Source organism: Chitinophaga sp. 9-1-y (genome assembly GCF_059511905.2).
In genome coordinates this window covers 2,914,614-2,939,907 of the sequence record NZ_CM197955.1, presented here as the reverse complement: position 1 = coordinate 2,939,907, position 25,294 = coordinate 2,914,614, and the positions used below count along the sequence as shown (strand labels likewise).

The following is a 25,294-nucleotide window of genomic DNA, read 5'->3' as shown; positions in this document are numbered from 1 at the left end:
TACCTTAAAGTAAGTGCTTTACCAGAGGTAACCAACCTGTATTGCAGATGAAAACAGAAGAATTAACAGTCGATTGTGGGAAAGAAATGGAGGGCAGCAGTCATACCGACTGCCACAAAGTGATCATGCCGGTGCGGGATGCGCTGGATGTGATCAGTGGTAAATGGAAGCTCCCTATTATCATTGCGGTTTCCCGCGGGCATAAACGTTTCCGGGATATAGAGCGCAGTATTCCCAAAATCACGTCCAAAGTATTATCGAAGGAGCTGAAAGACCTGGAGGCGCATAAGCTGGTTAAGCGAACGGTGTATGATACGCAGCCGGTATCGGTGGAATACACGCTGACGGCCTATGCTGCCACATTAGATAGTGTGATCCTCGCCTTACAACGCTGGGGGATACAACACCGGAAAAAGATATTGGGAAAATAGCGTGGGCGAAAATCCCTCACGCTGTTTTTATTCTTCCGAAATTTTTAATACAATCTTTCCTCTGCCGGGGCCGTTATTTTTGCTGTATTCCTGTGCAGCAGCGGCCTGCGATAAGGGCTGAAATACCCGTCGTACGTAGGGTTTTATCAGTTCTCTTTCCAGCATTTTATGTACTTCTTTCATGGCGGCTACCGTTTTGGTGCCTGCCCAAACTGCGTGAATACCAGCAGCAGCAGCCTGTTCGGAATCCGGCGGGGTAACCAGGCAAAGTAGTTGTCCTCCGGATTTGAGCACTGACATGGAGCGCAGCATGGTATCTCCTCCAACGGTATCCAGTACAATATCTACCGGATCCATCTGCGTTTCAAAGGGTGCCGCTTTATAATCGATGACTTCACTGGCGCCCAGTGAGGTGACAAAATCTATATTTTCAGGGCTGGCGGTGGCTATTACGTAGGCACCTGCATTATAGGCCAGTTGTACGGCGAAATGCCCTACGCCGCCGGCGCCGGCATGAACCAGGATACGTTGTCCTTTTGCCAGGTGGCCCACATCGAATAATGCGCCCCAGGCGGTTTTAGCGCCACCCATCGCAGCAGCTTCCTCAAAAGAAAGCCAGGTTGGTTTACGAAACAGTTGTACGGCGGAGGCAAGGGCATAAGCTGCATAGCTGCCATCTACCGCTCCATATACTTCATCGCCTATTTTCATTCCAAACCCCTCTCCTACGGCAGTTACGATGCCGGCAGCTTCTACCCCCGGTATATAGGGCAACGGATGCTGTTTAAGTCCTTCTCGTACTTTCCAGTCGATCGGGTTTACACCACTGGCCATTACTTTAATCAACACTTCGTCTTTCGCCGGCACGGGTACTGGTATTTCTTCGAGGTGCAATTGTTCAGGCCCTCCATAGGCATGTACACAGATAGCGGGTATGTGGAGGTTTTTCATAGATTTTTTTATGCTAATATAGCTTTTTAGCTTTTAGCAGTTAGCTATTAGCTTTTAGCAAATGCAGCGAAAATTAACGTAATATATGTTCCGCTGCACTTGCTAAAAGCTAATAGCTAACTGCCAAAAGCTAAAAAAACCTACCTTTGCCGTTCATATTATAGCAGTATCATGACTTTTGGTGATTTAAACCTCCATACTCCTTTATTAAACGCGTTAGATGAATTAGGTTATAAACGACCTACTACGATACAACAGCGTGCATTTTCCGTTATTATGTCCGGCCAGGATGTATGCGGCATTGCGCAAACCGGTACAGGTAAAACTTTTGCGTACCTGTTGCCTACCCTTCGTCAGTTTAAGTTTTCGAAAGAGAAATATCCGACTGTACTCATTATTGTGCCTACCAGGGAGTTGGTGGTGCAGGTAGTGGAAGCCGTGAAAAAGCTCACTACCTACATGAGTGTATCTGTGCTGGGGGTATATGGTGGCGTGAACATGAATCCGCAGATGGAAGCGGTACAGGACAAGCTGGACATCCTGGTAGCCACACCCGGACGCCTATACGATATCATTCTCAGCGGCGCGCTGAAAGTGAAGTCCGTGAAAAAGCTGATCATCGATGAGGTGGATGAAATGCTGAATCTCGGCTTCCGGACACAGTTACGGAATATCATGGACCTGTTGCCTCCTAAAAGGCAGAACCTGATGTTTTCTGCTACCATTACGGAAGAGGTGGAAAAAATGATTGAAACACATTTCAATAACCCGGTGCGTATTGAAGCGGCTCCGACTGGTACGCCGCTGGAAAACATTGACCAGATTGTATACCGGGTACCTAATTTCTATACGAAGGTGAACCTGCTGGAAATGCTGATTACAGATGATACCAGCATGACCAAAACCCTCATCTTTGCTGCCACCAAGCAGCTGGCGGATGATTTGCATGAACAACTGGAAAAGGAGTTCCCGGGCCAGGTAGGTATTATTCACTCCAATAAGGAGCAAAATCACCGTTTCAATACGGTGCGCAAATTCCAGGCAAATGAATACCGTTTCCTGATTGCAACAGATATCATTGCCCGCGGTTTGGATATTGCGGAGGTTACACACGTTATCAACTTCGATACGCCGGAAGTGCCGGAGAGCTATATACATCGTATAGGCAGAACCGGTAGGGCCGATAAAAAGGGTATTTCTATCCTGTTCACAAAGGACTCAGAATTGGAGAACCTGGACCGGATACAGGCGCTGATGAATTATGCGATTCCGGAGCAGGAATTACCGGCAGACCTGACCATTTCGGAGGTGTTAACGGAAGATGAAAAACCGAAGATACACATGCGTAATACGCTGGTAAAGGCACCCAAGCGGGAAGATGTGGGACCGGCCTTCCATGAAAAGCTGGCGAAGAACAGGAAGGTCAACAAGAAAGTAACGCATAAAGAAAAGATGATGTTGAAATATGGCAAGCCGAAAAAACGGGGCGCTAAGAAAAAATAAATGGGGATCCCTGGTGAGTGTTTCACCAGGGATTCTTTTTTGCTGTTGAGCCAGCATTTCCCCCCAACATCGAATCCCCTCCGATCATTACAGAGCAGCCGCAAGGACCCCGGCGAATAACGGAATAACAATTCATTAACAAACTTCCGTTATAAATAAAAATCCATACACCTGAATACATCGAATATAAAACTGTGCATGTAAGTGTATCGAGAAAAAACTGTTATCGAAAGGTCATCTGCCGGGTAGATTACATACTCCCGGGTAAGGTGGCGGGCAGTTACCATTAATAACCGCGTAATAACACTCTGAAACAGCAGCCAGACATACCGGGTCTGCCATTATCAACTAAATCCCAGCATGAGTGCATCTATCAACGATATTGAATTGCTTGCACAACTAAAGACGGGCAGTCTTGAGGCGTTCCAGTATTTTTATGGGGCTTATCGCCAGTGGTTATATATCACGGCCATGTCTATACTGAAGAACGAAGCAGAGGCCCAGGAGCTGGTGCAGGATCTTTTTATCGACTTCTGGCAAAAAGACCTGAGTACGCGGATTGACTTAAGCAGTACCAATTCCCTGAAAAATTTTTTATTTGTAAGTATCCGTAATCGTTGTCTTAATAAGATAGCAAAGGATGCCACGCGAAACAAACGATTAAAAGAGATCTTCCTGCCTGAAACCTACACATATCCACAAACCAGGCTGGAAAACAACGAACTGAAAGAGCAGCTGGAAAATGCCATTAGCCAGTTACCGGAGCGGCAGTCGATCGCTTTCCGGCTGGCTTACCAGGAGCACAAGACACGCAAAGAAATAGCGGCCTTCATGGACACCAGTGAAGAAACTGTGAAAAAACAAGTAGCCAACGCGCTGAAAACTTTACGGGCATCTCTAAAAAAAATCCTTTTTTGATACCCCGGCCAATTAAAAAAACGGTTAATAGTGTACATGAACAGCGCAGACGAAATATACAGGCTCATGACTGAGAAGCTTGCGGGAATAATTTCCGCGGCGGATGATCAATTCCTGGAGGATCTAATCGAAGAAGATGCTGCAGTACGGGAGAAGTGGGAACAACTTTCCATGCTCTCCATTCCCCCACCACCAGCCCCCTGGCTGGAAGTGATTGATTTTAAACCTAAAAAATCACTGGGCCGTGTGATCATGACCTGGTCGGCCGCGGCGGCTGTATTGGCACTGATGGCCTTTACCGCCTGGAAATGGGATACCTTCTTCCCTAAAAAGCAGGCAGCTCCGCGGGCAGCGATTGTGATTCCCGATATCATACTAAAAACAGCCGGCGCGCCGGACATCAACCTGTCACAAACAACCGGCCCCATTAATATCGGGGGCAAACAGGTGATTAATAAAGACAATACCCTGTTTTTAAATACCGGCGAGGAATTGCCGGAAGGTACCCACACCCTGATTGTACCACAAGGCAAAAGCTATGAAGTAGCCCTGTCTGATGGTTCTGTGGTTACCCTCAATGCCGCTACCCGAATGGATTTCTCGTTTTCCTTCAAGGGCAGCAACAGCCGGGAAATCACCCTTAACGGAGAAGCCTATCTTAAAATAGCCAAACAGGCAGGTAAGCCTTTCCTGGTACATCTTCCCAACAGCACGGTGGAAGTATTGGGAACTACTTTTAATATCAATAGCTACAACAGCGACCTGGTAAAAGTATCGCTGGTAGATGGTAAAGTAAGAATGAAAGCCGGCAAAAAGGCCGTCATGGTGAAACCCGGAGAACAAGCCATCTTCCATAAAGACGATGCCAGCATCGACACACAACCATTCAATGCAACGGTTGAATTAGGCTGGCAGAAAGGACTTTATTCTTTCTCAGACACACACATGGATGAAATATGTAATGCTATTTTCCGCTGGTATGGCATCCAGGCCTCCCTGGACCGGCCCGACATTGCCAGCAGAACCTTTACCGGCCTGTTAGACAAAAAAACGCCACTCAGCTTTCTCCTGGAAGGGATTAAGGCGACCACCGGTACTGATTATTATTTTACCGCAGACAGCACACTGCATTTCAAATAATAGGCAATATCAAAGGCAAGTAACCATGAAGCAACCAAAGAACAAGTACCTCCTGCTCAGCAGAGATGATACTACCTACACCACCTATGAAGATACGCCCAGCTATTTTCACTCACAGCTGATCCCTTATGCCAAATGCTATACGGATATTGACGATAAAGGCATTATTATGGACCAGCAGATACAGCTGAGTGGACTGAGTATCTATTATCACCTGATTTACCTCCATGAAGGCGTGCAATTAACCACAGTACCGCCCTCCAGGTACATCTTACCCGCCGGTGTATCCGGGTTCACCAACACCAATCACCGTATTCCCATGAAAATGTCCCTCAGCAAAAAAGGTGGGACCGATTTCAACCAGTCGAATACCCTGGTCACGGAAAAGGAATTTGTGATGGACTTCCACGTCAACCTCAGCATCACATCCCTGAAATTTTTATCAGAAGAATTTCCGGCATTCAGAATTATCAATAAAGTAGGGATAAAAAAGATACAGGCACCCGGCAACAGGACGCCTTTCCAGCTTAATGAAGTCAATTACCAGGTGATGAACCGGATCCTGCATTGTAAACTAATTGGCCAAACGGCGGAGATCTTTTTCATGCGTAGCGCCATTGACTTTTACCGCACTTACCTGCGCTACCTGGCTCCCAAATCGCCTATTATGCTGAAAGAGAGCCACCGGCAACAGCTTCAGGAAATAGCAGCTTATATTATTCAATATCCTGCAGAGGCAAACAACATGGAAACGGTCTGCAATAAATTCCGGGTGGTACCGGAATTCCTGTCTGCGCCATTTGAACAGGAATATTATATCTCCGTGGAAGACCTGATACTGCAGGAAAAGATGGCGCTGGCCTTTAAAATGATCACTGAAACCAATCATACCCTCACGTATATTTCCACTTTTACCAAACATAATAGCTGGGAAGAACTAACGGAGGAATTTGAACAATACTATAAATGTAATATCGCAGAATTGCGAAGCGCACAATAACCCCGCTTGTGGTCACCCGGCGGCGGCTTTATGCCGCTGCTGAGTGCCATTTGAACCGCATTCACCTTTTTATTTTCCATCCGGCGGCAGTGCTTTTAGCAGTTCCTGGATAAACAGGTCTGCCGCCTTTTTATGATAGGTCCCCTTCTGCCATACAATATAGGCCCGGCGCTGTAATTCCCTTCCTTCAATAGGAATAGCCACCAGGTTTTTCCATCCTGTCACCGCCCGTTCATTCAGCAGGGTGGCCCAATGGCCTTTTTCCACGAGCGACAAAATAGAATGCACATCATTCATTTCAATCCGGACTGCCGGTTCAATTTTGTTCGTTTGCAATACTTCCTCAAGCGAATCGCGGGCGCTAAAACCCCTGGCAGGAAAGATCAGATCCAGCCCGTTGAGGCTTTGCAGGTGGATCTTTTTTTGCCCGGCCAGCTTATGTTTTCTTGATACAACGGCCACAATTTTGGAACGGAACAGCTCCCGGATTTCCAGGTCTTTATAAAAAGCGGTCGTGTGAAAAGCCAACACCAGGTCCAGTTCTGAAGCCCGGAGTTTGGCCTCCAACTCCCGGGTAGTGCCGTATTCGACATAGATTTTAATACCAGGATACTTTACGGGAAAAGTTGTCAGCGCCGGCAGCAACACAGAAGTGAAGGCATAGGTAACGCCTATACGTAATTCACCACTCAACATATTTTGCAGGTCCTGGATCGCCTGCCGTCCTTTCTCTACATCGAGTAATACCTGCCGGGCATGCAACAGGAATACGCCGCCTGCTTCTGTAAGATGCACATGCTTCCCAATCCTGTCGAATAAAGGCATCCCCAGCTCATTCTCCAGCTGTTTTATTTGCTGTGACAAGGTTGACTGTGTAATGTATAATGCAGCGGCGGCATCTGTGAAATGCGACAGTTCCGCCGCTTTTACAAAATACATGAGTTGACGTAGCTCCATTTCATCAATCGTTTTTATCAATGAATACTATTAAAACAATCTATTTAACAAATATATCCATCTTCCCGAAATTTGCAACAGATGAATAGATTATACACGTCAAACCGATGAACCAATGGATGCTTTTCGCGCTTTAAACTCCCGTAATTTCCGGCTCTTCTTTTCCGGGCAATCAATATCCCTCATAGGCACCTGGGTGCAGAAAACAGCCGTTTGCTGGCTGGTATACCGCCTCACTAATTCAGCCATGCTGCTGGGTGTTGTGAGCTTTGTAAGTTTGATCCCTTCTCTCCTGCTGGCGCCATATGCCGGTAGTTATATTGACCGGCATAACCGTTACCGCATTTTGCTGATTACGCAAATCGTTTCCATGTTGCAGGCGGGCGCACTGGCACTGATGCTGTTGTTGCGTTACTATCACATACCAGGTATCATTTTCCTGTCGCTGGTACAGGGCGTGATCAATGCGTTTGACATGACCTGCCGGCAATCGCTCATGGTGGAGATGGTAGAGAAAAGAGAGGACCTGCCTAATGCCATTGCGTTGAACTCTATCATGGTAAACTTTGCCCGCATTGCAGGCCCCGCTCTGGCAGGGATTATGCTGAGCGTCTTTGGAGAAGATGTTTGTTTCATCAGCAACTTCCTCAGCTACATACCAGTGCTGATTTCCCTGTGGATGATGAAAATTATATTACCACCGGTGGTAAAGTCCGACCGGAGTATATGGGTAGAACTGAGAGAAGGATTCCGTTATGTTTCCGGAGATAAAGACCTGGCCTCGCTCCTGCTCATGTTATGTGCCAGTAGCTTGTTGGTAATTCCCTTCACCACTTTGATGCCGGTATTTGCCAAAGACATTTTCAACGGCGATGCCAAAACATTCAGTTGGTTTGAAAGTGCCGCCGGGCTGGGTTCTGTAGTCTCTGCGGTGTACATGGCCCGGCTAAAACCTGGCAGAGATCTCGTAAAAATACTGATTACAGCGAGTCTTATTTTCTCGCTCAGTCTTTTGCTGCTGGCTGTTTCCGGCTGGTTGCCACTGGCCCTGTTATTCATGATGCTTTCGGGTGTGGGAATGATGGCGCAGGTATCGGCTACCAATACCTATATTCAAACACATGCTATTCCTGAAATGCGGGCCAGGGCGATCAGTTATTATATCATGGCATACCAGGGAATGATACCGGTAGGTAGCTTACTGACGGGGTTATTGGCTAACTATATTGGTCCACAGTTCAGCGTATTTGTGGCGGGGCTGTCGGGCACTATTGCCACCGTGATATTTGTGAACCATCGCAAAAAAATTCGCACCAACCGGTTTGAAATACCGGATGGTGCGAAAGTAGCTGCTTAGAATTTAAACGATACCGTACCGGTGACACTTCTTGGCTTCTGTGGATTCACGGTAGTATAACCCACAAAGTAAAGCTTGTCGGTCAGGTTATCCATCTTCAATGCTACCCGGAAACGGGGTTGATCATAAAAGATGCTCGCGTTTAATACAGTGTAAGAAGGCAGATAGAACGTACCTACTATTTTATCGTTTTGTATTTTATTATCGCTGGCATAGTTCCCGCCGAAGCCAAATCCCAAACCATCTGCAACACCATTGGTAATGCGGTAGCTGAGCCAGAGATTCGCCACACTGGGGGCACCGGCTGTAGCAGGACGCATGCCTTCCACTTCTTTTGAAGCGGCTTCATATTTGGAATCGTTGTAAGCAAAACCTGCCACAATATTGAATCCCTGGAAAGGATTAGCAATTACTTCTGCCTCAAACCCTTTGCTCACCTGGGTTCCATCCTGTATAGAGAAAGTAGGATTGGCGGCATCAGGGCGGAGTACATCTTTTACTTTGATGTTATAATAACTGAGCGTACCGTTAATACGGCCATTGAGCACCTGCAGCTTCACACCTCCTTCCACCTGGTTGGCTTGTTCCGGTTTAAAGGCTTTACCCGCAGCGGAAGTACCCACCTGGTTGGTAAATCCATTCTGGTAATTGGCAAACAACGAAATCCTGTCTTTCACCGGCTCGTATACGATCCCTAATTTAGGCGAAAAGGCGGTTTGGTTGTAACTACCCTCATAGATGCCTTTCACATCGTTATAGGCGCCTTTATTGTCGAAATAGTCCACACGTAAAGCTGCCATCACCATCAGGTTGTCGGTGAGATTCAATAAGTCGGACACATAAGCGCTGTAAGTGTTGGATAACGCGCGAGAGGGGAAGGTAAATCCAAGCCCGTGATTCGCGTACAATGTATCCAGGTTGCGGCGGTTAAAATTAGGATAGGTGGGAATATTGCCGTGCGACGGAATGGTGTCAAATGTACCACCACCAAAGAACTGGTTAGAGTTATGGTAGAGATAATCCAGGCCTCCTACAAAGCGGTTTCTGAGGCTCCCAATTTTAAAATCACCGTTGAAATTATGTTGTATTTGTAAAAAATTATCCTTGCTATTATCGGTAAACTGATCATTACGGGAAATATAATTACTTCCCACCTGTCCCGGCACACCGGTGATAGCGCCATCAGACAGCAGGTAAAAATACGGTGAAGGACCGTTGGAGAAACTGTTAGTAGAACTGATATTGGTGCTCATATTCCACTGATCAGATATTTTGTATTTCATCAACCCGAAAATGTTGGTATTGCGGGAAGTCTGATACAAGTCGTTTCTAGAGAAAGCTCGTTTGAAATCTATTTTCAACTGATCAGCGCGATCCGTTCCCAGCGCAGATATGGGCTGTTGATACGGAAAGAAAAATACGCTGAGGCCGGAGTTCTGACCGGTAGAAAATTCTGCGTCAAACAGGAAAGATAAGCGATCATTCACCCGGTAAGATAAGCTGGGTGCAAAGGCGAAATTCTTATTGAACCCATAATCCTGCCAGCTGCCTTCATAGTTATAGGCCGTGTTGATTCTCAGTAATACATCTTTTTCTTTGTCCAGCGGAGTGTTCACATCGGCGCTGACGCGGTTAAAGCCAAAGCTGCCCATGGCATAAGTAACATCTCCGCCAAAATGGTCATAAGGCTTTTTGGTAACGCGGTTAATTAACCCGCCGTAGGAAGTCAGGCTGTTACCAAATAAGGTGGCAGAGGGGCCTTTGATGACTTCCACCTGTTCCAGGTTGTATGCATCAATTTTAGCAGTGACGTTGCCGGCGAGGCCATTGCGCATTTTACTCTGTACAATGAAACCGCGGAGATTATAATAACCGCCACCATCGCCGCTCCTTCCGGAAGCGTCCCACATGCGCGTTAAACCGGGCGCATTTTTCAATGCATCATCTACCGAAAAAATTACCTGCTGTTGCAACAGGTCTTTGGTGATGGTGGTATATACCTGTGGGTTTTCGAGATTCTTCAGCGGCATCTTCGCTACATCGTAGCTGGAGGTCTTGATTAATTTATTATGATTTCCGGTTACTACCACCTCTTTAAGGGCCTTGCTGGAAACTGCCAGTTGCAGGCGAATAGTGGTGGTTTTACCGGCATTTACGACTACCTCTTCTTCTACCGGTGCATAGCCCATGAGGGTCACGAGGAGATGATAACTGCCGGGTTTAATATGATCGAAAGAAAATCCACCATCAGATTCGGAGATAGCTGTTTCATTGATTTCCTTCAACAGGATCACTACATCTGTAGCGGATTTTCCATCTGTGGTAACTACTTTTCCCCGGATGGCGCCCCCATGCTCATCTTCTGCAATCCCAAGAAATGGCGCGATCAGTAAGGTGATGATTATTAATAGAAAGCCAGTCTGCTTGCTCATATGTTGCACTTTTTTTTAGTGATGCAAAATTGGCGCAGACGAAACTGGCTTACTAATCGTATCGGGAATTTGATTTACGCAATAAGGAAAATTGTCTAGCGAATCACAGCCCTGGTAACTCCTTCCCGGGTAATTTTTACCGGCATGATGTGTCCGTCTTTATCAAAATACATCCGCTCAATGCAGGTTTCACGGGAATTAGCGGCCTTTTCTGTTACCGGGCGGCGATGGTAAATAATATACCAGCGATTTTCGTTCGGAATACTGATGACAGAATGATGTCCTGCACCGTTAGCAATAGCGGGATCCTGCTCCAGTATTTTACCGATCCGCTTAAACGGTCCCATGGGTGAGTCCGCAATGGCATAGGCTACGCTATAGTCGGGGCCGGTCCATCCACCTTCTGACCACATGAAATAATACTTACCGTCTTTTTTAAACATGGTAGGACCTTCCACGTATTTCTCCGGGGTAATTTCCCGGAAGGTAGTGCCATCTTTGAAGGGCAGAAAGCCGGTAAAATCATCTTTGAGGCGGGCAATGTTACAATGTCCCCAGCCGCCATAGATGAGGTAATATTTGCCGTCGCTGTCCCGGAAAACGTATTGATCGATGGGCTGTGCCTTATTAATAATTTTATCGACAAGGGGTTTACCCAGGTAATCTTTAAAGGGCCCGGCCGGGTTATCGGCCACTGCTACCCCGATGCCACCGGTTTCCTCGTTGTGCTGGATGTCGTTGGCGCCAAAGAAGAAGTAATAGCGTCCGTCCTTTTCTACAATAGCAGGCGCCCACATGGCGCGTTTCGCCCATTTAACAGCAGCAGTATCGAGGATATGCGGATGTTTGGTCCAGGTAACGAGGTCCGTAGAAGAAAACGCATCGAAGAATACCTGCTTTTCATAAGCGGCGGAAAAGGTGGGATAGATCCAATAGGTTTTACCAAATACCACGCCCTCCGGATCGGCGTACCAACCGGGGAATAGCGGGTTACCCGATAAATTATCCAGCCTCTTTTGCTGGGCCATGCCACATTGCGTAATTCCTGTCAACAGTAACCAGATAAATATTTTTTTCATGTAACAACTATTAATGTGAATCGTTAAAAATAATAAAAAACGTGTGTGCGTTATAGAGATGATAAGTTTTCAACATACTTTTATCGCACAGAAAGGCTATTTACATGAAGCGGGGAAAAAAAATCATCAGGCTGTTACTGATCATTGCAGCTATATTTTTATTGTTAATCACGATTGCCGGCGGTATTCTTTACAGCCAGCAGGAACGGCTTACGCAGATGGCCGTGAAAGAGCTGAACAAGCAATTTGCCGGGGAACTGGTGATTGCCAGTAGTAGCATTTCTCCTTTCAGCAATTTCCCGTATATCTCTATTGCTTTACATGATGTTCGTTTTTTTGCAGATAAAAAAATGCAGGGGCCACCTTTGTACCAGGTTGCGCGTTTATACGTTGGCTTTAGTTTGCCGGATGTATTGCAGCAGCATTATAATGCCCGCATCATTGTGCTGGCAGATGGACGGGTACACATTGCCCGTTATGCCAATGGCGATGTAGACCTGATCAAAGCACATGAATTTAAAAGCAGCGGCGGTCCGGTGGCGGCAGATTCTTCAGAAACACTGAACCTGGATCTGAAAAAAATCATCCTGAAGAACCTCGACATTACCTACCAGGATGATGTTTCCGGCTGGAAAGTTTCCTCTCATATTGACAAGATAAAAACAGCTTTCTCCATGGATTCGGCGCGTATCGCCATTAACCTGGATAGTAAGCTCCTGATAGATGTTACCAGCAAAACAGATAGTACCTTATTCCGTCATAAGCAACTGGTTTTCCAGTTGAGTGCGATGTACGACAAGCAAAAGCAAATACTTACCCTTCCTCCCGGCAGTATCCGGCTGGAAGCGGCTTCGCTGCAACTGGAGGGTACAGCCAGTAAGCAATATGTAGACCTGAAAGTGAAAGGCGACAAGCCCGACATCAACCTGCTGCTGGCGCTGGTACCCAAAGATGTGGCGGAGATGTTGCAAAAATACAAACATGATGGCCGCATTTTCTTTGATGGAATCATCCAGGGGCCTATTGGCAAAGGCATCATGCCGCTGATGACCTTTAACTTTGGCTGCGAAAATGTATGGTTTCAGAATAAAAAAGTAGACAGGAAGGTAGACTCCATGGGCTTTAAGGGATACTATACCAATGGCGTGGCACATAACCTCCAAACTTCAGAGCTACATATCCTGAACTTCAACGCCAAACCCGGCACTGGTGTATTCAGGGGCAATTTTGTGATGAAAAATTTCACTGATCCGCATATCATCATGCAGCTGTATTCTGAGTTGAACCTGCGGTTTGTGGGAGAATTTTTAGGGATCAAAGACCTGGAACAGATCAGTGGGGAAATCAAACTGAACATGAATTTCCGGGAACTGGTAGATATGCGCATCCCGGAAGAAAGCCTGGCAAAGCTGAAGGAAGGCGTACAAAGTGAGCTGACCGTCAAAAACCTGGAATTCCGTATTCCTGGTTATCATCTGCCCGTGCGGAATATGAACATACATGCGCAGATACAACAGGGACGGTTGCAACTGGACTCCATCGCTTTTCGTATAGGCAGTTCCGATATACTGGCACAGGGATCTGTGAGTGATGTACCCGCCTTATTTCATCAGCAGAACAAACCGGTAGCGGTTACGTTCAGCGCGTCCAGTAAGCGTTTGCAGCTGGGTGAACTTTATAAATTTGATTCTACCCATAAAATTTTATCAAAAGAAGTGATTACCGGGTTTAATATTGGCCTGGCGCTGGAAACATCTGTAAAGGAACTATTACACCCCAATCCCCTACCCCGTGGCACTTTCAGGGTAGAAAAACTGCATGCTGCATTTGAACAGTACCCGCATGCGTTACATGACTTCAATGCGTCCGTAATGATTAATGACACCAGCTTACGGGTGGCTGATTTCAGCGGTAACATCGACAGTAGCGGGTTTGCCTTCAAAGGGCGCCTTAATAACTACCAGCTCTGGTTTGATAAAATTAAGAAAGGCAATACCACTATTGCGTTCGATTTTAAATCCGACCGGCTGGCCGTCAACGACCTGATCAGCCAGCGGGGTCGCAAATTTATTCCGCAGGGCTATTGGTATGAGCAGGCGAATAAGGTGTGGTTACGTTCCAAAATGACCCTGAAATATGATACCGTATTTAAAAAGGTAGATGCACATATCGCCAATATTTCCGGCAGGTTGCGGGAACATCCTATTAACGTGGAAAATATCACCGGCAGGATACGTTATGGCAATAATAAATTCATTGTGATAGACACGCTTACCGGCAAAGTGGGCCGTACGGACTTTGACCTGAATATGCGCTATGCCACAGGACCTGGCAAAAACAAGCAAAAGCGCAGTAACTATTTCCGCTTTAAATCCAACCTGCTGGATGTGGATGAGTTGATGAACTACGACTTCAGCGAGCATCCGGTAGCCACTACGGTACCGGCTAAACGTACTACTGTAAAAGAGAATGATTCCTTACATGCAGCGGGTTTCAACATTTTCAATATCCCATTTTCTGCGTTTGAAGTGCAGGTAGATGTAAAGAAGATTAAGTATAAAAAGTTATGGATGAAAAATGTACTGGCCAATGTACATATGCGGGAAGACCAGAAAATAAAAGTAGATACCCTGGCGATGAATATTGCAGGCGGTCATGTGGCCATGCGCGGCATGCTGAATGCTACTGATCCGAAGAAGCTCTACTTTAAAAATGGGATTTATGTAGAAAATGTGGATCTGTCTAAATTGCTCATCAAGTTCGATAATTTCGGGCAGGACTTTGTATTGAACAACAACCTGAAAGGCACGCTGAATGGGCATATTAAAAGCTACGTACGCCTCCATCCGGATCTGACGCCGGTGTTAAGTGAAACGGAGTCGCAAATGGATATCGCCATTCACAACGGCACCTTGCTGGACTTTGGCCCTATGCAGGCCATGGCCGGATATTTCAGGGATAAGAACCTGCGCATGGTGCGGTTTGATACCCTCCGCAATAAGCTGACACTTAAAAACGGCGTATTGGAAATTCCGAATATGAATATCAATTCTTCGCTGGGTTATATAGAAGTTTCCGGGAGCCAGTCGCTGGACATGCATATGAACTATTACCTCCGCATCCCAATGAAGATGGTAACCCAGGTGGGCTTCCAGGCCCTATTTGGCAGGAAGCAGGAAGAGGTGAATATTGACCAGGTAGATGCCATTGAGATACGCGATAAAGATAAAAAGGTGCGTTTCATGAACCTGAATATTTCCGGAACGCCGGATAAATATAAGATTGCGTTGAAGAAGACGAAGCGGACTACATGAGAGCATAAAGCAAAAAACTATTGAGGCGATTGATCAGAGCGAGTTTTGTCTTTATACAGGATTAGACTGATTATACTGATTTTTTATTTTTTTGATTTTCTGGGATAAGAAAGAAGGGAGATGGAAGCCTATATATTCTGCTTTCATTTCCCTTCATCTTTCTAAATCTTTAAAATTTAGGAAGTGCTGAAAGAAGGCAATGATCCGGCAGTGGATGCAAAGCAGGAAATTAAAACCCTGGAGAAGCTGGTGATGATGAAACTATCGCCTTATAGGGAAAAGGGGTTGTCATTAATTCGGCGGACTACTGTCCGGTATCGGACACGGCGCCATTAAAAGCGGACAACTAAAATTAACCAATACACTGATTATCAATTAGTAATAAGATGGCATTCTATTAGTGCTTCAGGAACGCACTCCCTGGTAAAGGTGTATCAACTATGATGTTTAAAAACTACGTGAAGATCACCCTCCGTAATTTATGGAAAAACAAGACCTACAGCTTTCTCAATATTTTTGGGTTGGCGATTGGTTTAACCTGTGCAGCAGTCATTTTTCTATGGGTGGAGGATGAACTAACGTTTGATAATACACATCTAAAGAAAGATCACCTATACCAGGTGCTGGAAAACTGGGAATACGATGGTGTGCGCACCTTTTCTTCTACTCCCGCGCCCCTGGCGCCAGCCATGAAGGCAGATATACCCGGTATCTGGCAAAGTTGCCGGGCTACAGAGGGTTTAACCAATGCGCTGTTTACTATTGGTGACCATGCTTTGTATGCCAATGGCCTGTATGCCGATTCCAGCCTGTTTGATATGTTTACCTTCTCTTTTACAGCAGGTAGTGCGGCCAGGCCTTTTTCCCAATTATATTCCATTATCCTCACCGAAAAAACGGCCCGGAATTTCTTTGGCAACAGCAAAAACGTGGTAGGAAAAACCGTGATGATGGATCGTCAGCAACCCTACGTAGTAGCAGGTGTGATAAAGGATTTACCGGAAAATTCGAGCATCCGGTTTGACTGGGTAGCTCCATTTGAAATATATTTCCGTAATAATGCTTACCTAAAAAACTGGGGAGCCAATTCTGTCAACACGTTCGTAGAACTTACGCCCAACGCCAACCTCGCTACTATTAACGGGCAGCTGTATGGCTATATTAAACAGCATGATCCGACCTCGATAACACATCCGTTCCTGTTTACCATGAACGACTGGCGCCTGCGCGGACAATTTGAGCATGGACAGCAAAGCGGTGGACGTATTGAATATGTGCACCTGTTTTCATTGATTGCGTGGATCATTCTTTTTATTGCCTGTATTAACTTCATGAATCTTTCTACGGCCCGGAGCGAGCAACGCGCGAAGGAAGTAGGCATCCGGAAAGTAATGGGCGCCGGAAAGCAAAAGTTAGTGATACAATTTATCAGCGAAGCGTTATTTATGTCATTGCTGGCGGCAGGCATTGCCGTGCTGCTGCTATTTTTAGTATTACCTGGTTTTAATACTTTGGTAGATAAGCACCTGGTAATGGGTTTAACCAACCCGGCTCATATTACGTGGCTGCTGTTAATTACGCTGGTTTGTGGGGTGGTAGCTGGTAGTTACCCTTCCTTATATCTATCTTCTTTCAATCCTGTTTTTGTGTTGAAAGGCCTCAAAATTAAAGCTGGTAGCGCAGCTTACATCCGTAAGGGACTGGTGATTGCGCAATTCAGTATATCTATCATCCTCATTATTTGCACGATCATTATTTACCAGCAGATACAGCATGTTAAAAGCAGGAACCTGGGCTTCAACAAGGACAACCTGATTTCATTGGATATCAAGGGGAACATGGTGCAAAATTTCCCGGCTATTAAAGATGCGTTGCTGGCTACTGGTGTAGTACAAAACACTACACTGGCGGATCATCCGGCCATTTATGGTGGCAATAACACCAATGGCATCAGTTGGGAAGGCAAACCGGAGGGAGATAAAGTACTGATTTCCCAGCGACTAACAGGACCCGAATACATCAATACCACCGGGATGAAAATTGTTGCCGGAAGCGATTTTAAACCTACCGTTGCCGCGAATGGAACGGATGTACTCATTACCCAATCACTGGAAAAAATCTTGGGAAATGGCAGTGCGGTTGGCAAAACATTACTGACACCGGATGCGGATACTATTATCCACTCGAGGGTTGTTGGTGTGGTGAAAGACTATGTATATGGTAACATGTATGGCAGTCCTGACCCGGTTGTATTTTACTGCATGCCTAAGAACGCCACCCTGTTGTATATACGTATGAATGCCAACGCGGATAAAGAAGCTGGTATTGCCCGGATTGGTGATGTGATGAAGCAATATAATCCCGGGTATCCATTTACTTACCGCTTTGTGGATGATCAGTTCAACGCCCTGTTTGAGAATGAAACATTGATGCAGCAGTTATCCCGTTTATTTGCTGCCCTGGCCATTATCATCAGTTGCCTGGGATTGTTTGGCCTGGCCGCCTATACAGCAGAACGGCGTACCAAGGAAATTGGTATCCGTAAAGTATTAGGCGCCAGTGTGAGTAGTATCACGCGACTGCTGTCTGTCGATTTCCTGAAACTGGTAGGGGTGTCGGCGCTTATTGCTTTCCCTGTTGCCTGGTATACTATGGCGCACTGGCTGGAGCAATATCCTTACCGGGTAGCTATTCATTATTGGGTATTTATACTGGCAGGGGTAGCCGCGATGGTCATTGCCCTGCTCACCATCAGTTTTCAGTCGGTCAAAGCAGCTTTGATGAATCCTGTGAAGAGTCTCAAAGCAGAATAGTTAACTAACAACAATAACATTATAAAAGGATTCCATTGTACCAAATATGTAGTAGTACAACAAGCAGACAAATAAAAGAATAGTATTTCTCCTTCCGCCATTATAGTTGATTTCGATATTCTTGCTATTGGTTGCCGTTACTTACAACGCTTTAGGTCCTTGCCCCGGCTATCCTGCGAAACCCTTTTTTATTTCCCCACTGCCGCAGGCAGCTAAAATTTGCTTACTTACTACTAAGTAAGTATATTTGTGTGCTGAAATATAAAAACATAGTCAGCATACGTGGGAGCTTTGTGCTTTTCACTTTCTGCTTTCAGCTTCTAAAAACATGTCAGGAACTAAAGACAAGATTGTGTCCATGGCGGACCGCCTGGTAAGAACGAAAGGCTTCAATGCCTTTAGCTACAAGGATATTGCAGCCCCGCTGGATATTAAGAATGCAGCAGTACATTATCATTTCCCGGCCAAATCGGACCTGGGTGTGGAAGTGATTGAACAAGAGATAGAAAAATTCCGGGAGCAAACAGGGAAATGGAAACCGTTGCCTGAAAACGAGCAATTAGCAAAGCTGGTAGATGTTTTCCGGCGGCACAACAGCCAGGGTAATATTTGCCTGATGGGATCTTTGGCTACTGATTTTGAAACCTTTTCTCCCCCTATGCAGGCGAAAGTACAGGAAATGGCCGACGGTATTGTTACCTGGCTAACAGCCTGCCTGGAACAGGGTCGTAAAAATAAATGTATTCATTTCAAAGGAGCTGCCCATGCCAGGGCGTTGCTCATCATGTCCAATTTACAGTCTTCCCTCCTGTTATCAAGAGTAATGGGACCGGCAGCCTTCCGTAGTATTGCGGATCAGCTGCTGGAAGATCTCTGCCAAAAATAATTTACTATGAAAAGAGTTGTCATTACAGGAATGGGAACCGTATCTCCTGTTGGTAACAATGTTACCGATTTCTGGAATAGCCTGATAAACGGGAAAAGCGGCGCTGCCGCTATCACCCATTTTGATGCCAGTCGCTTTCGTACGCGCTTTGCCAACGAGTTGAAAAACTTTGATGCCAGCGCACTACTCGACAAAGCGGAGCTCCGTAAAACCGATCCTTTTACACAATATGCGCTGGTAGCAGCTGACCAGGCTATTAAGGATGCCGGGCTCGATTTTTCCCGCATGGACCCTTTTGATACGGGGGTTATCTGGGGATCCGGCCAGGGCGGTATGCAAACGTTCGAAGAGCAGGTGACAGAATACGTGTCCGGCGATTTTAATCCCCGCTTCAGTCCCTACTTTGTACCCAAGCTCATTACCAATATGGCATCTGGTATGATTTCTATTAAATATGGTTTAATGGGTATCAACTATACCACCGTGTCGGCCTGTGCTACTTCGAATACAGCCATCATGGACGCATTAACGTATATCCGTATCGGTAAGGCCAAGGTAATTGTTACCGGTGGTTCGGAAGCGCCCATTACGCCGGCGTCTGTAGGTGGTTTCTGCGCTATGAAAGCGATGTCGGTGCGTAATGATGACCCGGCGCACGGCTCCCGTCCCTTTGATACCGAACGAGATGGCTTTGTAATGGGAGAAGGCGCCGGTGCCCTCATCCTGGAAGAGTATGAACATGCAAAAGCAAGGGGTGCACATATTTACGCAGAAGTAGCCGGTGCTGCTATGACAGCAGATGCATATCATATGACCGCTACACATCCTGAAGGATTGGGCGCCTTCCGTGCTATGCAACAGGCACTTGAAGATGCCGGACTGAATAAAGAAGACGTGGACTACCTGAATGCACACGCTACCTCTACCCCTGTAGGCGACCTGAGTGAAATAGCCGCTATCGGGAAATTATTTGGCCAGGCGCCGGCACATCTGCACATCAGTGCTACCAAATCCATGACAGGCCATCTGCTCGGAGCTGCAGGCGCCATAGAAGCCATTGCCAGTGTGAAAAGTATTGAACAGGGTATCATCCCTCCTACTATTAACACCCAACAACTGGATCCAGCTATTCCTGCAGGCTTACAAATTGTATTGACAACGGCGATAGAAAAAAAAGTAGCGGTAGCCATGAGTAATACTTTCGGATTTGGGGGACACAATGGCATTGTTGTCTTCAGGAAAATATAAAATACTTTCTTCACCATAAAATGATAACAAAGTGCGCCGGGTAGCTGGCGCACTTTGTTATTATATATACAACGGTTCGGGATCCCATCTTTCAAAAAATAAATTTTTATCTCCGCGTAGGGGTATAAGGGAGGCATGCTGTCGTACTCTAAAGCAATAAAAAATCATTTTAGAAAGTACATTATGAGCCGCAAGCCAACACACCTGCAACACTCGAATCAAAAGAAAGGTTACACCTGTTTGTTATTCGCCTTATTCGCTCTCACTCCCGTACAACGTGTATGGGCGCAGCTGGGAGCCGCTTCCCTCAAGGCTCCCGGCATGGCCGTGAGTGTAGATTATTTGCCTGCGTCCCGCTACATCAGGCCGGAAGATAGTGTAAAAACCCATTCTACTACGTCGCAGGTACGCTACAATTTCGGTGCTATGTTTATGCTGAGCAGTCGTGTGGATACCGTTACCGGTAAGGTAAGAAACTGGTCCCTGGCGGCTTCCGGCAGCTACACCAAACTATCCAACAGCGATTATGATCACAAAGTATTCCCCGAAGAATTACTGGGAACGCAATTAGCACTGCAACATTTCCGTAGCATTAATTCAAAATGGGGTATGGTAGGAATGGTGTCTGTAGGGCTTTTCACCGACATGGAGAAAATTGATGCGCATGATCTTTTTGTAAACGGCGGTGTGTTATTTGTGAGACAAAAAAATCGTCATTTCTCTTATGGAATAGGCGCCATGTTTACCAATACCTTCGGTACACCGATGCTGTTACCGGCTTTCCTCGTGAAATGGCAATCGGATAATAAATACAGGCTGGATATCAACTTCCCGGAGAAAATAAGTGTTAGCACAACGTTGAATAAACGTACCGATGTAGCATTGTCTTTCCGCATGCAGGGCGCAGCGTATGATGTAGAAAGAAGCAATGATAATAAACGGCTCATGGGGCATAGTGAAATGAGTCTCGCGTTGGAGAATACCTGGCACCTGACAAAGCATATTGATTTCGTGGCATCAGGCGGTAGTATTTTGTTGAATGAAACAGGTTTTACAGAGAAGAAATTATCGGAGATGTTTAGCTCTAAACCTAAAGCACGACTGGCGACCAACTACTTTTTCAGTGGTGGTTTAAGATGGAATTTCCAGCCCAAACGTAAGTAAACACTTGCTTCCATATATAAAGGGATGATAGCCGCTTTTTTGACTATCATCCCTCTTTCTTTATCTTACTTCATATGGTGGCTGTGCAGGCGCCTGGTATGGTTTTGTCTGCAGCAGGTTTTTAATTTCGAGGATCGCTCTTTCAATTTGCGGATCCACTCCTTTGGCCATGTCGCCGAGGTTTTCATCTACGGCGATGTCTGGGTCTACACCATGTCCTTCCCGGAACCAGGTACCGTTTTTCTCAAACATCCGGAAAGTGGGCACCGTGATGGCGCCGCCGTCGATGAGTGCCGGTGTACCACTAATGCCAATGAGGCCGCCCCAGGTGCGGGCACCGATGATGGGCCCCAACCCGGCTTTGCGGAAATAGTCAGGGAAAGCATCTCCACCGGAACCGCTCCAACCGTTAATGAGCATCACTTTAGGACCGAAGTGTGCGAATGAAGGCCATGGCGAAGGCTTTCCATCGCGGGTAGCCCAATAAGCCAGGGGCTTACGATTCAGCATTTCAATGAAACGGTCGGGTATTTGTCCCCCATTATTGAAACGTTCATCAATCACCAATGCCGCTTTATCCCATTGTGCATTGAACTGCCGAATCAGTTCATTCTGCCCGTCGATACCAGTGCTGGGTACAAAAATGTATCCTACCTGGTTATTGGTGGCGGCAGCAATACGTTGGCGGTTGCTTTCTATCCAGGCCAGGTGACGCAGGCGATATTCACTGCCCAACGCTTTTACGATGGCTGTTTTAGCACCGGTAAGCGATGGCTGGCTGTTATAGGTAAGCTCAATTACTTTACCTGCCTGTGATTGAAATGCGCTGTAAGGCTCCTGTGCCGTGGTGAGTGGTACACCATTCACGGCGAGAATATAATCGCCTTCTTTGATGGTCAGGCCTGGTGCGTCCAGTGGATTATGCACTTCCGCATTCCAGGGTGCGCCGCGAATAATCCTTTTGATTTTGTAGTAGTTGCCATCTGCCTGCCAGTCGACCCCGAGGTAGCCCACATTTTCTGACTTCGCATTTTCCACGTCGCCGCCAAAATTGTAAGCATGGGACGCATTCATTTCTCCCAGCAGTTCATTGATCACGAAACTTACTTCCTCCCTGGTGCGGGCGCCTTCCAGGAGATGCAGGTATTTCTCTTTCACAGCATTCCAGTCTACGCCATGCATATGCGGATCATAGAAATAGTCTCTTTCGAATCGCCAGGTATCCAGGAACAGTTGTTTCCATTCTTCTTTGGGATTTACGGTCATGGCCATTTCTTCCACGCGCATGGCGGTATCTATTTTCTGGTTTTCCGCAGGTTCTATGATGCCATAGGGGCCGCTGTTGACCAGTATCTTGCTGCCATCGGCGGAAATTTCGTAGCTGCCGGGATTTTTGATAATTGTTTTTACCTGTTTGGTAGCAATATCATAGTACTGCAAGGTGGCTTCGCCGCTACTTTCCTCATCGTCGGGCTGGGTGCTGCTGAGGAACAGGATTTTCCCTTTGGTAGCGCCCAGGCGCGAATAAAGACCACCAGGTACAGGTAGTAATTCCAGGCGGGCTTCCATATTATCCAGGTCGATATGCGTGTTTTTTGTTTCAGCAGCGGGTGTTTCTTTTTTGTCTTTCGCCGCTTTTTCTTTCTTGCCTTTTTCTTTGGCTGCGGGTGTTGCTTCTTTCTTCTCCTCTTTCACTGCCACGGCATCGTTGCGGACAGCGAGCAGGGAGGGCGTTGATTTTTCCAGTCCTATTACCCCCAGCTGGCCTGCGTTGGCGTAGATGAATGTATTATCAATAGCGCTGTAGGTAGGTTTAAATGATTGATTGGTGAGCACATACAGGTATTTACCCTCCTCATCAAATACCGGGCGGCTGCAGTCGTAGAATCCGCTGGTTACCTGGTGGCGCTGGTTGTTTTTGGTATCAAACAAAAATACGGCTTCGTGGAGGTTGTCGAGGTCGCGACTGTAAGTAATCCAGCGGCTGTCGGGTGTCCAGCTGAAGCGGAAGCCTTCCAGTACATCGGGGGAATAGCGAAGGGCCTGATCTACAGCGGTGGTTTTCCCGGAGCCGACATCGAGTACCCACATTTTCAATGCCTGGTCAATGAAAGCAATTTGCTTGCTATCCGGCGACCAGTAAGGGCGGTAGCGGTAGCCGGGACCGTAGTGGGTGATTTGTTTGGCTTCGTTTTCCTTGCCGGCGGGAGCCAGCCACAGTTCATATTCGCCGGACTGATCACTCCACCAGGCGATGCTTTTACCATCGGGCGACCAGACAGGATAGCGTTCTGCCACGCCGCTGGTGCGGGTCAGGTCTTTCACATAGCCGTTGATGGCGGGTACGGAAAATACGTCACCGCGGGCGCTGATCAGTGCCCTTTGCCCGTCGGGGCTGATGGTGGCTGATTGTATGTACTTTACGGTATGGACCACATGTGGTTTGAGCGCTGCCATATCGGTGTTCACGGTAATCTTTACCTCGATAGACTGTTGATTGGCGAGCGACATCAGGTATAACTTGCCGTTGGCTTCATACACGATGTCCGCAGGTCCTATAGATGGAAAGTGTACGTCGTAATCCTTGTAAGTAGTGATTTGTTCATACGCTTTGGTGTTGGTATCAAATCGCCAGAGGTTCATGCGTTTTTCTGTGCCGCGATCTGAGAGGAAGTAGATGTAGTTGTTGTACCACATAGGGAACTCGTCTCCTGCTTCGCTTTTGGCGGAAATATTTTCATCTGTTTGTGTAGCGAAGTCGAACACATGAATGTCTGCTTTCATCCCACCGCGATAGCGTTTCCAGTTACGGAAAGACTGGGAGCGGGTGGTGACAGCCATTTTGCTGCCATCGGGGGAATAAGCGCCGAATTCGGCGTAGGCCAGTGGCAGTTTGGTAGCGGCACCTCCTTTATCGGAGATGGTATAAAACTGGTTGAAGCGTTCTTTGGTACTTTCCCTGCCGGAGGCAAAGAGTACCTGTTTCCCGTCGCGGGTCCAGCCTACCACGCGGTCGGCGCCGCCGTACTGGGTAAGTCGCAGTGGTATGCCACCGGTTACCGGTAATACATATACGTCGGTGTTGCCATCGTAATTACCGCTGAAAGCCAGCTGGCTGCCGTCGGGTGAAAACCTTGGGAAGCTTTCCACGCCGGGGGGAGAAATGAGTTTAATGGCGGTACCGCCGGTTTTGGGAACGATCCAGATATCATTTGCATAGGAAAATGCAATTTGGGTCCGGGATACATCAGGATAGCGGAACAGGCCTGCATCTACCTGTGCCATCGCCTGTTTGCCCAGCATAGTGGCCAACAGGATCAGGGCATGTGTTTTCATCATAAGCGTTTTAGATGTTTGAACAGACTTTTTTGCGGGTCTGATTTTGTTGTTGATCTCAAAAAACAATTAGCTAATCTAGCTAAATATGATATAAGATAATGTTAATGTGTAACGTAATCCGGCAAACGGCAGAAATATAATCCGGCGGCTGTTCTGGCCGGGAAACGGCGCCCCTATTGAAATACAGCTGCCTGCTGCCGGTAGGTGGCAGCAGGCAGAAAGGATATTTCCGGGCTGCTAACTAAAAAAAGCCGATCTTCGTGGTCCAACAAAACTTATCATCAAAATATGGCCAGATCCCAGGAAACGTTTGGTAAAAAAGAGCAGAAAAAGAAAAAGGCACAGCAGCGCCAGGAGAAGGCAGATAGAAAGGAAGAACGAAAAGCAAGCAGCGGAAAAGGAAAGAGTCTGGAAGACATGATGGCGTACATCGATGAAAATGGTAATATTACCGATACGCCGCCAGATCCCAGCAAAAGAAGGGAAATCAATCTGGAAGACATTCAGCTGGGTGCTACCCGGATTGAACCTACTGCACCTGAAGACCTTATCCGTAAGGGCGTGGTAAAGTTTTTCAATGAATCCAAAGGCTATGGGTTTATTATCGATCAACAAACACAGGATAGCGTATTTGTACACGTTAATCAGTTGACCGAAGCCATTAAAGAACGGGACAAAGTTACATTTGAAGTTGAACGGGGACCCAAAGGTCCGAGTGCCGTTAATGTAAAAAAAGAAGTGAAGGGTTAGTCACCTCCGCTA

At 46.7% G+C, this 25,294-nt stretch carries 17 protein-coding genes; 12 read left to right on the top strand and 5 right to left on the bottom strand.

Going from position 1 to position 25,294, the window contains the following annotated elements; all coding sequences use genetic code 11:
* Positions 1–47 precede the first annotated feature (47 nt).
* On the top strand, positions 48–431 hold the full coding sequence (locus AC5ZC7_RS11570) for a winged helix-turn-helix transcriptional regulator (RefSeq protein ID WP_496159129.1): 384 nt from the start codon (positions 48–50) through the stop codon (positions 429–431).
* 27 nt (positions 432–458) lie between these two features.
* Here AC5ZC7_RS11570 and AC5ZC7_RS11565 read toward each other — a convergent pair whose 3' ends face one another.
* The gene (locus AC5ZC7_RS11565) at positions 459–1,382 is read right to left on the bottom strand and encodes a zinc-binding dehydrogenase (protein WP_496159130.1); all 924 of its coding nucleotides are present in this window, start codon (positions 1,380–1,382) and stop codon (positions 459–461) included.
* 171 nt (positions 1,383–1,553) lie between these two features.
* Between AC5ZC7_RS11565 and AC5ZC7_RS11560 the strand changes: the two genes are divergently transcribed.
* From AC5ZC7_RS11560 to AC5ZC7_RS11545, 4 genes are all read left to right on the top strand, one after another.
* On the top strand, positions 1,554–2,885 hold the full coding sequence (locus AC5ZC7_RS11560) for a DEAD/DEAH box helicase (protein ID WP_496159131.1): 1,332 nt from the start codon (positions 1,554–1,556) through the stop codon (positions 2,883–2,885).
* A gap of 360 nt (positions 2,886–3,245) precedes the next feature.
* On the top strand, positions 3,246–3,803 hold the full coding sequence (locus AC5ZC7_RS11555; protein WP_496159132.1) for a sigma-70 family RNA polymerase sigma factor: 558 nt from the start codon (positions 3,246–3,248) through the stop codon (positions 3,801–3,803).
* A 66-nt stretch (positions 3,804–3,869) separates the two neighbouring features.
* The gene (locus AC5ZC7_RS11550) at positions 3,870–4,943 is read left to right on the top strand and encodes a FecR domain-containing protein (RefSeq protein ID WP_496159133.1); all 1,074 of its coding nucleotides are present in this window, start codon (positions 3,870–3,872) and stop codon (positions 4,941–4,943) included.
* A 25-nt stretch (positions 4,944–4,968) separates the two neighbouring features.
* Positions 4,969–5,943, top strand: coding sequence for a hypothetical protein (locus AC5ZC7_RS11545; RefSeq protein WP_496159134.1), 975 nt, complete (start codon positions 4,969–4,971; stop codon positions 5,941–5,943).
* Positions 5,944–6,012: 69 nt separating this feature from the next.
* Here the strand turns inward: AC5ZC7_RS11545 and AC5ZC7_RS11540 are convergent, their stop codons facing one another.
* Entirely contained in the window at positions 6,013–6,900 is an 888-nt protein-coding gene (locus AC5ZC7_RS11540; RefSeq protein WP_496159135.1) for a LysR substrate-binding domain-containing protein, read from the bottom strand.
* A gap of 115 nt (positions 6,901–7,015) precedes the next feature.
* Here AC5ZC7_RS11540 and AC5ZC7_RS11535 point away from each other — a divergent pair, with 115 nt between their 5' ends.
* Positions 7,016–8,257: an MFS transporter gene (locus AC5ZC7_RS11535; RefSeq protein WP_496159136.1), complete on the top strand. Its 1,242-nt coding sequence runs from the start codon at positions 7,016–7,018 to the stop codon at positions 8,255–8,257.
* On the opposite strand, the gene AC5ZC7_RS11530 is transcribed toward AC5ZC7_RS11535, so the two are convergent.
* Positions 8,254–10,689: a TonB-dependent siderophore receptor gene (locus AC5ZC7_RS11530; RefSeq protein WP_496159137.1), complete on the bottom strand. Its 2,436-nt coding sequence runs from the start codon at positions 10,687–10,689 to the stop codon at positions 8,254–8,256. The genes AC5ZC7_RS11535 and AC5ZC7_RS11530 overlap by 4 nt on opposite strands.
* A gap of 95 nt (positions 10,690–10,784) precedes the next feature.
* Entirely contained in the window at positions 10,785–11,768 is a 984-nt protein-coding gene (locus AC5ZC7_RS11525) for a family 43 glycosylhydrolase (protein WP_496159138.1), read from the bottom strand.
* A gap of 104 nt (positions 11,769–11,872) precedes the next feature.
* On the opposite strand from AC5ZC7_RS11525, the gene AC5ZC7_RS11520 reads away from it, so the two are divergent.
* From AC5ZC7_RS11520 to AC5ZC7_RS11500, 5 genes are all read left to right on the top strand, one after another.
* Positions 11,873–15,082, top strand: a complete 3,210-nt coding sequence (locus AC5ZC7_RS11520) for a hypothetical protein (RefSeq protein ID WP_496159139.1) — start codon at positions 11,873–11,875, stop codon at positions 15,080–15,082.
* A gap of 440 nt (positions 15,083–15,522) precedes the next feature.
* Positions 15,523–17,895 (top strand): ABC transporter permease, encoded by a 2,373-nt coding sequence (locus tag AC5ZC7_RS11515; protein ID WP_496159140.1) that lies wholly within the window; start codon positions 15,523–15,525, stop codon positions 17,893–17,895.
* Between the two features lie 328 nt (positions 17,896–18,223).
* The gene (locus tag AC5ZC7_RS11510; protein WP_496159141.1) at positions 18,224–18,781 is read left to right on the top strand and encodes a TetR family transcriptional regulator; all 558 of its coding nucleotides are present in this window, start codon (positions 18,224–18,226) and stop codon (positions 18,779–18,781) included.
* Between the two features lie 6 nt (positions 18,782–18,787).
* Positions 18,788–20,029 (top strand): beta-ketoacyl-ACP synthase II, encoded by a 1,242-nt coding sequence (gene fabF / locus AC5ZC7_RS11505; protein ID WP_496159142.1) that lies wholly within the window; start codon positions 18,788–18,790, stop codon positions 20,027–20,029.
* Positions 20,030–20,212: 183 nt separating this feature from the next.
* Positions 20,213–21,193 carry a DUF6268 family outer membrane beta-barrel protein gene (locus tag AC5ZC7_RS11500; RefSeq protein WP_496159143.1) on the top strand — a complete coding sequence of 327 codons (981 nt, stop codon included), beginning with the start codon at positions 20,213–20,215 and terminating at the stop codon, positions 21,191–21,193.
* A 60-nt stretch (positions 21,194–21,253) separates the two neighbouring features.
* Here the strand turns inward: AC5ZC7_RS11500 and AC5ZC7_RS11495 are convergent, their stop codons facing one another.
* Positions 21,254–24,532 carry a PDZ domain-containing protein gene (locus AC5ZC7_RS11495; RefSeq protein ID WP_496159144.1) on the bottom strand — a complete coding sequence of 1,093 codons (3,279 nt, stop codon included), beginning with the start codon at positions 24,530–24,532 and terminating at the stop codon, positions 21,254–21,256.
* A gap of 288 nt (positions 24,533–24,820) precedes the next feature.
* Between AC5ZC7_RS11495 and AC5ZC7_RS11490 the strand changes: the two genes are divergently transcribed.
* A complete protein-coding gene (locus tag AC5ZC7_RS11490) occupies positions 24,821–25,282 on the top strand; it encodes a cold shock domain-containing protein (protein ID WP_496159145.1) in 462 nt (153 codons plus the stop codon).
* The last annotated feature ends 12 nt before the right edge of the window (positions 25,283–25,294 follow it).